The organism is Enterococcus sp. AZ126 (assembly GCF_051714545.1).
GTDB lineage: Bacteria > Bacillota > Bacilli > Lactobacillales > Enterococcaceae > Enterococcus_L.
The window spans coordinates 2,854,418-2,865,763 of the sequence record NZ_JBIOSB010000001.1 but is presented as its reverse complement, the minus strand read 5'-3'; the positions used below and the strand labels follow the sequence as shown (position 1 = coordinate 2,865,763).

11 protein-coding genes and 1 riboswitch are annotated in these 11,346 nt (G+C 35.9%); of the genes, 1 reads left to right on the top strand and 10 read right to left on the bottom strand.

Annotated elements, in window-relative coordinates:
* Positions 1 to 27: 27 nt before the first annotated feature.
* A complete protein-coding gene (locus IGI43_RS13510; protein WP_438758302.1) occupies positions 28 to 675 on the top strand; it encodes a TetR/AcrR family transcriptional regulator C-terminal domain-containing protein in 648 nt (215 codons plus the stop codon).
* Positions 676 to 790: 115 nt separating this feature from the next.
* Here the strand turns inward: IGI43_RS13510 and IGI43_RS13505 are convergent, their stop codons facing one another.
* The 10 genes from IGI43_RS13505 to IGI43_RS13460 all read right to left on the bottom strand — a co-directional run bounded on the left by IGI43_RS13505 (position 791) and on the right by IGI43_RS13460 (position 11,332).
* Positions 791 to 1,579, bottom strand: a complete 789-nt coding sequence (locus tag IGI43_RS13505; protein ID WP_438758301.1) for an alpha/beta hydrolase — start codon at positions 1,577 to 1,579, stop codon at positions 791 to 793.
* Positions 1,580 to 2,003: 424 nt separating this feature from the next.
* Positions 2,004 to 2,855: an SIS domain-containing protein gene (locus IGI43_RS13500; RefSeq protein WP_438758300.1), complete on the bottom strand. Its 852-nt coding sequence runs from the start codon at positions 2,853 to 2,855 to the stop codon at positions 2,004 to 2,006.
* 473 nt (positions 2,856 to 3,328) lie between these two features.
* Positions 3,329 to 4,792 carry an MDR family MFS transporter gene (locus IGI43_RS13495; RefSeq protein WP_438758299.1) on the bottom strand — a complete coding sequence of 488 codons (1,464 nt, stop codon included), beginning with the start codon at positions 4,790 to 4,792 and terminating at the stop codon, positions 3,329 to 3,331.
* A gap of 419 nt (positions 4,793 to 5,211) precedes the next feature.
* Complete coding sequence (gene metK / locus IGI43_RS13490; RefSeq protein ID WP_438758298.1) at positions 5,212 to 6,399, bottom strand: methionine adenosyltransferase; 1,188 nt, start codon at positions 6,397 to 6,399, stop codon at positions 5,212 to 5,214.
* Positions 6,397 to 6,539, bottom strand: a riboswitch (SMK box riboswitch). Its footprint overlaps the gene before it by 3 nt.
* Positions 6,540 to 6,694: 155 nt before the next feature.
* Positions 6,695 to 7,231 (bottom strand): signal peptidase I, encoded by a 537-nt coding sequence (lepB, locus tag IGI43_RS13485; protein ID WP_438758297.1) that lies wholly within the window; start codon positions 7,229 to 7,231, stop codon positions 6,695 to 6,697.
* Positions 7,232 to 7,417: 186 nt separating this feature from the next.
* Positions 7,418 to 8,080 (bottom strand): hypothetical protein, encoded by a 663-nt coding sequence (locus IGI43_RS13480; RefSeq protein WP_438758296.1) that lies wholly within the window; start codon positions 8,078 to 8,080, stop codon positions 7,418 to 7,420.
* A gap of 77 nt (positions 8,081 to 8,157) precedes the next feature.
* Complete coding sequence (locus IGI43_RS13475; RefSeq protein ID WP_438758295.1) at positions 8,158 to 9,225, bottom strand: DUF916 and DUF3324 domain-containing protein; 1,068 nt, start codon at positions 9,223 to 9,225, stop codon at positions 8,158 to 8,160.
* Positions 9,226 to 9,337: 112 nt separating this feature from the next.
* Positions 9,338 to 10,123 carry a WxL domain-containing protein gene (locus IGI43_RS13470; protein WP_438758294.1) on the bottom strand — a complete coding sequence of 262 codons (786 nt, stop codon included), beginning with the start codon at positions 10,121 to 10,123 and terminating at the stop codon, positions 9,338 to 9,340.
* A 49-nt stretch (positions 10,124 to 10,172) separates the two neighbouring features.
* On the bottom strand, positions 10,173 to 10,982 hold the full coding sequence (locus IGI43_RS13465; protein WP_438758293.1) for a WxL domain-containing protein: 810 nt from the start codon (positions 10,980 to 10,982) through the stop codon (positions 10,173 to 10,175).
* Entirely contained in the window at positions 10,979 to 11,332 is a 354-nt protein-coding gene (locus IGI43_RS13460; protein WP_438758292.1) for an LPXTG cell wall anchor domain-containing protein, read from the bottom strand. Before IGI43_RS13460 ends, IGI43_RS13465 begins: the two co-directional genes overlap by 4 nt.
* Positions 11,333 to 11,346: the final 14 nt, after the last annotated feature.

Genomic DNA, 11,346 nt, shown 5'->3' with positions numbered 1-11,346 from the left:
ACATTTTTATATAAAAGGATGAGAAAATTGGAAGAAAAGTTATCAAAAGAAAAAATCGTTCGAGCAGCATTTGAATTATTAACGGAAAATCCTGAATTAGAAAAACTATCTATGCGCAAAGTCGCTCAAAAACTTGATATTCAAGCACCAGCGATTTATTGGCATGTAGAAAATAAACAGGCACTGCTTCAAAGTATGGCTGAAGAAATAGAAAACCGATTTATACCGCCAGAACCTAAAGAAAATTGGAAAGAGACACTCTATGCCTATATGGAAAATTATTACGAATTGTATCAGTCCTTTCCATGTGCCATCGAAATCGAAATTCAAACGATTCCATCCTATCCCTCTCGTTTAAGAAATCTTGATGCAATGCTTGCTATTCTTCATGAAGCTGGATTTTCTATCGAATTGAGTTATATGACCATCACCTCGTTACAGCATTTGTTATTTGGTATGCTAATGGATTCTTCTGAAGAGAAAAAACTTTACAATAAAGTAATAGCTGGTGACGATTATTTGAAGAAACAAATCATCTTGATGAAACAATATGTTCAAGAACAGAACTTAAACAATATCAGCGAAAGCATTCAATATCGTCAAAAAGCAAAGCAAAAAGAGTTCTTCATGAAGACATTGCGGGTGTTTTTAAACGGTTTAGATGCCTTTGTCTAATCATAAATACACAAAAAACGCTGGGAAAGAAGAGATCTCTTGTGTTCCCAGCGTTTTCTGCATTTAGGATGTGAAACAAAAGTGACTGTTCCTTTTGTCCCACATCCTTTTTCATTTATTTATCTAAAGGTAACCACTCTAACACACGTTGAATCCATGTATCCCAAAACAACCAATCATGATTACCCGGACCTGTCTCAAAGGTATGCTCAATGTTGTGAGCTGTCAGTGCTGCCGCCATTTTTTTATTGCCATGTAAAAGTAAATCTTCTTCACCACAACAAAGAAAAATATTCGGGGCATTTTCCCCACTAGCTATAAGTTGTTCAAGTAAGAACATTGGATCATTGATCGATCCTTGAACGTTCTCCAATGGACCAAAAATTCCTTCCCAGAAATTTCTTCCTTTGACTGCTAACAAATCTTCCATCCGGTCCGCAAGATTCACAGCACCTGATAAAGAGGCTATGGCTCCAAACTTTTCTGGTTTAGCTAGACCTAGTTTTAACGCTCCATAGCCACCCATCGAAAGGCCTACTGCAAAAGTTTTTTCTCTTTTCGTTGTCAACTGTGGAAATAATTCATGACAGATATTCGGTAATTCCTCTGATATAAACGTCCAATAATTCATTTCATAACGTGTATCTGTGTACCAGCCAAGATCAGTTGAAGGCATGATCACGGCTATTCCCAAATCTGAAACATAGCGTTCTATCAATGTTCTACGTTCCCAAACGCTATGATTTCCACCCATTCCATGAAGTAAATACAGCACAGGAACGTCTGTAACGTTTCCTTTTGTTGCTGTACCAATTTTTTTCTCCGTTTTTTGAGGCAGAATAACATTTACCGATACTTCCATTTCTAGCACATTTGAATAAATATTTGCTTGCAAAAAGGCCATCTATTATCCCTCATTTCCTATTTTCTATTATTATAGCATTAAGTCAATTTTTTTCTAAAAGAATAAATCACAAAGAACTCGAATCCTATTTCTACTCGATCTTTTATCTAACAGACTCATTTATAGACTATATGTAATAAGTAAAAATTAGCCGCTTGATATAAAGCATATCCCGTATTGTACGGTTTATCATTTTCCAGACAAGCAATATTTTTACTATCAATCAGTGAAAAATTAAGACTTATATCAAGATATTTTTGAAGCTTTATGACCTGATCATGTCGCATCGATTCTTTGATTAATAATTTTAAGTACTCATAAATTGAATTATTACATATCTCACTGTCTGAATAAGAAACAATAAATGACTCAAAATACTCAAACTCATATACGATTGGCACTTCATCCGCATTCCTATCAAAATCTACTTCCAATAACCATAGTATTTATCAAACAACTGACTATTATACTCATCTGCGCCATCCAAATTTGAACTTTTAAATACTGGAATTTCCAAATTTGCTTCCTTTAGTTTGGATACTACACCAATGATAATTGTTTGTGCTAATCCAATACTTGTAAAATCAGAAGTTGGCCCTAAATCTACATCTAACCCCTCTATTTGAAATGCAGCATCGCCTTTAGGTGCATGGCTATCAATTGTTACATCAGCAATTTCATACATTCTTTTACCTGAAGAATGTCTAGAAGACACCGAGCTTGAATGATCCATAGAGGTTAAAGCGATAACATTTGCCCCAATTTTTTTAGCTTCTAAACACATTTCAACAGGAACATTATTTCTCCCTGAATTTGATACAATCATAATAGTGTCTTTAGCTTCAACTTTGTACAATGATAATATACTTTTAGAATATCCATCTAAACGCTCTAAATAGGTGCTTTTATTTGGCATATCATGAAGCATTAATTCTGGTGGTAATATTCCTTTTACATAAGCTAAGCCACCTGCTCGGATATAAATTTCCTCAGCAACCATGTGTGAATGACCTGATCCGAATACGTAAAATCTACCACCATTTTTACAACTATCAAAAATCAATTCTGCCGCTTTTTCAATCGAATCGATTTCATTTTCTGCAACATCCTTCCAGATAGCTGTTAGATAATTCATATAGTTTCTGATTTCTTTTTTTGAACTATTCATTTTTATAGCACCTCTTTCTCTTTCTCTTTCTCTTTCTCTTTCTCTTTCTCTTTCTCTTTCTCTTTCTCTTTCTCTTTCTCTTTCTACTTTATTATATGATCTTGTCATAACATGTAAAGCGTTTTATTTCTTAATTTTTTCTACTTTGTCATTTTTAATCGTTATGCTTCTCTTTGTAAACACTAAAGTATTCAATACAAATAAGCGATATAACTCCGTAAAATTAAGATAAATGATGCAATTCTCCTTTTTACAAATGCTATTCAATTTAATTTTTTTGTTCTTTGGAATCAATTGACAAAAAACAAAAAAAATGCGAATAGGATATCACTCTACGAGAAACATCCAATTCACATGAATTCTGAATAAACGAAAAAAGAAACAATTGCTTCGAAAAAGCATAAAATTCTTTTTTATACTACGTTTGTATAGAAGAAATCAAAATAATCTTAGTCAATGAACTTTACCTATACATCTGGATCAAAATTTAACGTGTCAATTGATTCTTTTCCTCATCTATTTAAATTTTAAAGGCAAAATTTCACCGTCTATTTTACTTTATAAAACGAAATACAGCTCTTCTATTTCGCTATTTTCTTTTTCACACTCACATTAAGAATAATCGCAACAATGATCAAGCCGATCCCGACTACATACACATTATGAAGTCCAGCATACAGCATGCCGCGTAAAGGTCTTAGTAAATCAGCTGGTATAGTATTCGCCGTATGCGGATTAACGAGTTGATTCATCACATCTGGATCGACCTGTAATGTGCTTTTCGCTAATTCTGAAGTTGTTACGGCATTGATGATCACGCCAAAAATCGACACCATCAATGTTTGTCCAATTGTCCTAGCCAATGTATTGAATGATGTTGCAACGCCCATTTCTGATGGATTGACACTGCTTTGAGCGGTCACTGTAGTAGTCGTAATCGTAATCCCAAAACCGACTCCTAAAACAGAAGAAATCGCAAAAAACCAAACAAATGAAATCGTCGCAGGAACCAATACTAAGAAAATACCGCCTAATAGCGTAATACTCAAGCCAATCGTCAGCACTCTTTTTGTTGTATGTTTTTCCATTAAATTACTTGCGATAAACGAACCTACCATCCATAAAATCGACATTGGCGCTAATACCAAGCCGCCGATTCCAGCGCTTTTTCCTAATACACCTTGCATCCACATTGGGATATACACTTCTACGCCCATCAAAAATCCGCTGATCAAAGCAGCTACGATATTGACGATCACAAAAGTAGAATTCTTAAACAGCATCAAATCAATAACTGGATCTTTGGCTTTTTTTTCCACAAAAATAAATCCGATGAAAAATAAAACAGAAGCCCCTAAACAAAGGAACACTTTTAGGCTAAAACCACCATCACCAATTAATTGGAATCCTAATAAAAGCGTCAATAAGACTAACATCAGCTGAATACTTCCTAAAATATCCATTGGTACTTTGCTTTGTTCTCTTTTTGGCTCAACTAAAAAATAAGCGATCAAACCCATCAATACAAGACCGATTGGTACATTGATGAAGAAAATCCAGTGCCAGCCAACGGTATCTACAATAAATCCACCTGCAAGTGGGCCAAAAATACTCGCAATTCCCCAAGCAGCACTATTCAAACCTAACATTTTTGCCCGCTTATCAATTGGGTAAATATCAGCCAAGATCGTCAAAGCAACAGGCATAATCGCTCCTGCTCCGATTCCTTGAATCGCCCGGGCAATGATCAATGTGATCATATTTTGCGCCAAGCCGCACAGTGACGAACCAATAATAAAAATAATAATTCCAATCATAAAAATCGGTTTACGACCGATTTTATCGGCTAGTTTGCCATAAATCGGTGTCAGCATTGCGTTTGTTAATAGGTAAATTGAAAAGACCCAGTTCATGATTTCCATTCCGTGCAGCGATCCTACGATCGTTGGCATAGCTGTGGAAACAATCGTTCCTTCAATTGCAGTCATAAACGTTGCAACAAAGACACTAATCGTTACAAGCTTGACGTTTGTTTTTCTTTCCATATATATCCATCCTTTTTGATTTTATCTAGTTTCCTAACGTTACTTATAAATTATTCTACAGAGTTTTATTGGTACTGCTATTAGACTTTACATTACTATTAGAGTTTTTAGGATTATTGTAATTTACTTCATGAGTGATTTTGTGGGTTTATGGTATTTGATGATCATGATCCTTTTGGTCGCTGACTTCTATTTTTTATTCGAGATTACAATTTGGTGATTCATTAGTGCGGTAACTACGCTCTCTTTGGTCGCTAACTTCTATTTGTTATTCAGGATTACAGCATTTGGTGATTCACTAGTACGGTAACTACGCTCCCTTTGGTCGCCTAGTACTGCTCATCATCTGCTCTGCGCAGCAGTCGCAGTGATTCGCAGCAAAACGGCGCCGCTAATTTTCATTAGCAGCGCCGCCTCTTTTACTCCATCAAGCTTTTCTTGATTGCGTCGACTTTGTCTGTCTGCTCCCAAGGTAGTTCAATGTCTGTACGACCAAAATGACCATATGCTGCCGTCTGTTTATAAATTGGACGACGTAAGTCAAGCATTTCTATAATCCCTGCTGGACGCAGGTCGAAGTTATCCCGAACGGCTGCGATCAATTTGCTTTCAGGTACTTCACTTGTTCCAAAAGTATTGATTGAAATCGATACAGGTTGTGCTACACCGATTGCATACGCTAATTGCACTTCCACTTTTTCAGCTAAACCTGCTGCAACAATGTTTTTTGCAATATAACGGGCTGCGTAACTTGCAGAACGATCGACCTTAGTAGCATCTTTCCCAGAAAAGGCGCCACCTCCGTGACGAGCATATCCACCGTAAGTGTCTACGATAATTTTGCGCCCGGTCAAGCCAGCATCTCCTTGTGGTCCACCAATTACAAAACGACCTGTTGGATTAATAAAGTATTTTGTTTCTTCATCTAATAATTCGGCTGGTATCACTTCTTCAATGACAAGTTTTTTAACGTCTTGTTGAATTTGCTCCAGCGTAGCTTCTTCATCATGTTGTGTGCTGATTACGACTGTATCCACACGTTGTGGTTTACCATTTTCATCGTATTCTACGGTCACTTGTGATTTTGCATCTGGACGTAGATAAGATAGTTTTTCCTCTTTACGTAATTGCGCCAAACGGCGAACTATTTTATGGCTTAAAGAAATTGGCAATGGCATTAATTCGGGTGTTTCATCCACTGCAAAACCAAACATCAAACCTTGATCTCCAGCACCAATATCATCCTTCGTATCTTTGTCACCACGTGTCTCTAGCGCATCATCCACACCTTGTGCAATATCTGGTGATTGCTCATCGATTGCAACTAGAACTGCAACAGTATCACCATCGAAACCATATTTAGCACGTGTATAACCAATATCTTTCAATGTTTGTCGAACCACTTTTTGGATATCTACATAAGCGGTAGTAGAAATCTCTCCAAAAACTAAAACTAAACCTGTCGTAACGCTTGTCTCACAAGCTACACGGGCCAAAGGATCTTGCTCTAAAATCGCATCTAGTATTGCGTCACTCACTTGATCGGCAACTTTGTCTGGATGTCCTTCAGAAACGGATTCTGATGTAAATAAATGTCTCTCTGTCATAATGTATTCCCCCTAAATTTAGTCGGTTACAAGGCATCTTTGCATAAAATGTAGTGCATTTCTCTTCCTATTCAAAGTAAAATATTCTTTTGAGAAACCTACAATTCCACAACAAATCCTTTCGGGAACTTGTAACTTTTATAAGTATAACAGATTCATTACGAAAAAACTTACTTTTTATTCTTTTAACTAAAAACTCTTTATATTTCTAATCCAAACGTAAAGGGGGTTTAGTTTAAAGAACAAAAACACCTGCAAATCTACAATAGAATCCAGGTGTTTCTCAAGTATTTTATTAAAATCGATGTAGATTATGTAGCGGTAATATTCTCATTTCGACAGTACCAATAATATCTTTTTCATCAATTAACTGATAGTAGCGGCTATCCGTTGCATAAGGACGATTATCGCCTAAAACTAGATACTTTCCTTTAGGTATTGTAGCTTGTCCTGTCAAAGCCTTTAGCGTAAAATCTTCTGTAAACATCATACCATCTTTTTCAAATTGATTTTTATATTCCGCAATAAAACGTTCTTCTTTTTCCTCTTCATTGATAAATAACTGACCATTTTTATAATATAAACTTTCTCCTGGACGACCAATGATTCTTCGAACTGACTTATCGCTAGAATTAGGCACACGAATATAGACAAGGTCGAAACGCTTGATTTTAGCTAATTTATTGACAACGACCACATCACGGTCTTCCAATGTATCACTCATAGAGTACCCTTCAACTTTTGCAAAAGAAAATGTAAAAAGAGAGAGTAGATAGAGCACGCCAAAAGTGACAAGTATGGTTAAGCCTATTTCAAAAAAAAGAACGTTCATTTTTCTAATTCTTCTTTTTTTCTTATTTTGTTTCTTCCTCTTGGCTTTTTTTGACACCGTACTTGTTTTTACTCTTCTTTTTCTTGACTTTTTTTTCATACTAGATGTTTTTTGGGGAGTAGGTCGTTTCTTTGTTTTTGGTTTATTATTATTTTTATGAGCCATTTTTTTCATAAAATCACCAAGTTATTTTTTATTTACCAACGCTTTTTCATTAATTTTAAAGTAGTTCACAACCGCTTCTTGGTTCTTCTTGACAGCTGTTAAATCTGCTTCAAACTCATTTAAAAGAGCCTCATCTTTGAAGAATTCATCTGATTGAGAAGATACATTAATTCCCAATTCCTTCATTGATCGATAATACTTATTCAACACTTTTTGACCTTGTTCCGTGTTTCTAATCGTTGCTTTATAAATACCATAACTTGAGAGTTGACCTGCTAGTAATTTAATATTTTTACCTGATTTCACATCATTTTCAGTATTTTTAGCTTCTTTTAACTGATCTTCAAGGTTATCAACCAAATAGTACCCTTGAACAACCGCTTTGGAGTCCTTGGCGCTTAAATGCATAGATTGATAATACAAAGAATAACCTGCAATTGAAGCTGACACTAAAAATAATAGAATTAAAATGAGCCCAGACGTTCGTTGTTTTTTACTTTTTTTTGTTAATTCTCTGATTTTTCTTCTTTTTTGTTTCTGTTTTTTCTTTTTGACTTTGGTTTTCTTGACTTTTTTCAAAGCTTTATTCGTTTGAATCATCAGAAAAAAGGAGATCCCTGCAAACAATAACCCTATGCTTGCTAGGGACAAAGAAACAATAAAAAACCAATCCAATATCGTCATTTCTTTACCTCCTCAATTTTTTTGTTAAACGAATTTTTACAGCTTAGACTTGAAAATAGAATCCTCTGGAGCATTTATTATCTTTTAGGTCTTTTTTTTGCTTGTTTTTTCTTTTCTTTTTTCTTTTTGTTAATCGTTCTGATTACAAAGAAAATAATGAGTGCTAATACGATTACACCACCAACAATTCCTGCAATCAACTGCCAGTTAAACGTTTGAACATTTTCTAAACCGGCATCTTGATTATTGAATTTATCTGCTTCTTCATCTGTAATCTTGAATTTTTCGTCCCATTCCCATTTCTTATCACCCGAAGTCACTAAAATTTTAGAGCGATAATCTCCTGGGACCATCCGGTCGCCTTCCATACTTACTGGAAAATCAATCAATGAATTCGGCGCCATTCTCATACCAGAACGTTTTGTTTCATATAAGACTTCGTCACTGCCTTCTTTCATGATTTGGACTTGTGTTGTCATATTTTCTAAATAAGCGGGTTCCACATTAGAGAAGTTTACAAAAAAAGTATTTCTAAAATTATTCAATTCTGCATATACTTTGTTTAATTCTAAATTTGGTTGAATATCTTTATCCGTTTCAGAAAGAATCATCCCGATGACATATGCATATTTATTGATAACACCGGTTTTCTGTTTCGTTTCTTTTTCTTCTTTTTCAATTTTTTGAAGTTGTATTCCGCCTGAGATCACTCCATCGAACGATGCTTCTGGCATTGTAATTTCTATGTCGACATCCTGTTCACTATTGGCTGGTATTTTAACCGTTTCAGGAGCTTTAACAATGTTCTCAAAATCATATTTTAATGATTTATCTTTTTTTATAGTTGAAGGTCCATATTCAATCACACCATTGGCATTTGTTTTTGTGCTATTTAGTTTGACTGAGACTTCAATTTCTTCTGAAGCTAAATTGTTGATTTTGATTTTAACGGTTTGTTTTTGTCCAGGTGTCATCCCTAAATCGAAGTAACCAACGTCTTTACTTCTTTGATTATCAGGCTTGATCGTTTCATATGTAAATCCAGTTGCGTTACCGCTACTGTCCTCTTCCGCATAGGTCTTGATCGGTATGATCATGGCTAAAATGACCAATGCTACTAAATATAATAGATGCTTTTTCTTCATCGATATCCCTCTCTTTAAAAAGGCTGGGACAGAATTTTTTTCTGTCCCGCCATTTCTTTGAACATGATTACTTAAAGTATGCTATATAATTCAACTTATTTTTCAGTTTTAATTATAATACTTCAGCGATTGTCCAAGTAATTTCAGCTGTATATTCGTCAGCTAGTAAAACGTTTGTGTTTGGTACAGTTAATTTTACAGATTCTGCTGTTGTATCAGCCGTTCCGTCACCGTATTGACCAAATTCAATTGTGTATGTTCCGATTCCTTTAGACGCATCAGTATTTGTTAAAACATCTACTGACGAACCAGCACCTGTTCCAGCTGCATCTGCTGCTAATGTGAAGCCTGCGACTGTTGTTGCTGGCCATTGTGCTGCTGGGTCTGCTGAACTAATTTTTGCATTTGAGTAGCCAATTGTAGCGCCTTTTAAGAATGTACCTGCATTTGCATTTGCTTCAAATTGTTTTGACAATTGTGCGCTTACTTTGTATTTATGGTTTGCAACACCACGTACATCTGTAAATTGTACAAAGTTACCACGATTGACCTCTGTTGCATCTTCTCCTGTACCAGTTGTTACTGGAATAGCTGCAGCAAAGTATTCTGGGTTAGAAGCAAAAGCTTTTACTTTATCTTCGCCAAAGTTTAATTCAGTTACAGCATCGATACTGAATGAACCACGATCTGGATTAACGATAACTGGTTCTTTTGGATCTACAACTGGTTTGTCTGGATCTTCTGGATCGACAATAGGTTTTTCACTGTTGTCTTCAGTAAATTTGATTTTACCGTTTGATGGTAATGATTTTGCTTCAGCGTTAGCTGCAGCTGGTGCCGCTAAGCTTACTCCTACTAAAGTTAATAATGCTACTGAACATAATGTTTTTGTTTTCATGTGTGTTTCCTCCTAGTTTTTCTGTGATAGTGTGTGTGATTGTTTCTATTTATGGCAACTCGGCTAATATCCAAGTCAACACCGTAGTGTAAGGTACCGGATCAACAATTGTTGTTCCTGGTATTGATAGTGAAACAGCTTTATTCAAATAGACAGGCTTGTTGTCAAATACTGGATCAAGAACTGCTTGTCCTTCTCTATCAAGTCTAGGTTCCAGGGTATTTTTTTGATTGTTCTGATTTTCATCAGATGCTCCAAAAGAAATTGACCAAGTTCCGCCGCCTTGTCCAGAATTTGCTTGTGCTAAGTTATACGAAGCACCAACATTGTCTATAGTGATAATTTCCTTCGATAGTTGTGGTGCATTGCTCATATCTTTAGTAGAGCTTACCCATGATTTATCTAGTGACAACATGGCACCTTTTATCTCAGTGTGTTTTGTATCTTTGTTTGTAAATTGCATTTCCTGTCGCAATTGTAACGTCCAACCTGTAGGCTTTTGTCTCAAGTCAGTCACTTGAACAAAGTTCCCTCTGGGCTTTGTTGCACCAAAGAAATTTTGTGCATTTCCGTAGTATACTTCGTCTTTATCAGAAATTTTATTCTGATAAAAATCCAGTTTCGGAACAAAGTCAATTCTTAAGTCTCCCTTAAGTTGAGGCGTTTCTCCAGGATCAACAATTTCACCAGGTTTTTCTGGATCGACAATATCTTGCGGGTATTCGCCTGAAAATTCAATCTTTCCAGTTCCGCTCAACGACTCTGATTCCGCATAGACTGTAACACTATTCAGTGCTACTAAAGAAATCATGGCAACTGGCACAACGAGAAAGTTAATTTTTTTATCTAATTTTCTCATGTGTTCTCCCGCCCTTCTTTCTCTTTCTTACGTTTCCAGAAAAATAGCAGTAAGCCGATAATAACTAAGGCTGCTCCGCTGAATACAAGACTCGTTTTTACCATTTCACCAGTACTCGGGTAACGTCCGACAGGTTTTTTAACTGCTGGGGTATTAGTAGATTCCTGAGTATTTGATGAAGGTTCTGTGGTGCTAGACGGCTCTGTTGACGAGCTATCTTCGTAAAAACCGATCACACCATTGGTCTGCACCTCTCCTCCATTATTAGCCGCCGCATTCAATGGTTCACTGATTGCTAGCGTTAATGCAAAAGTAAAGGAGAGTATTAAAACGCTGATTTTTTTTCTCATAAGTTAAAAATCTC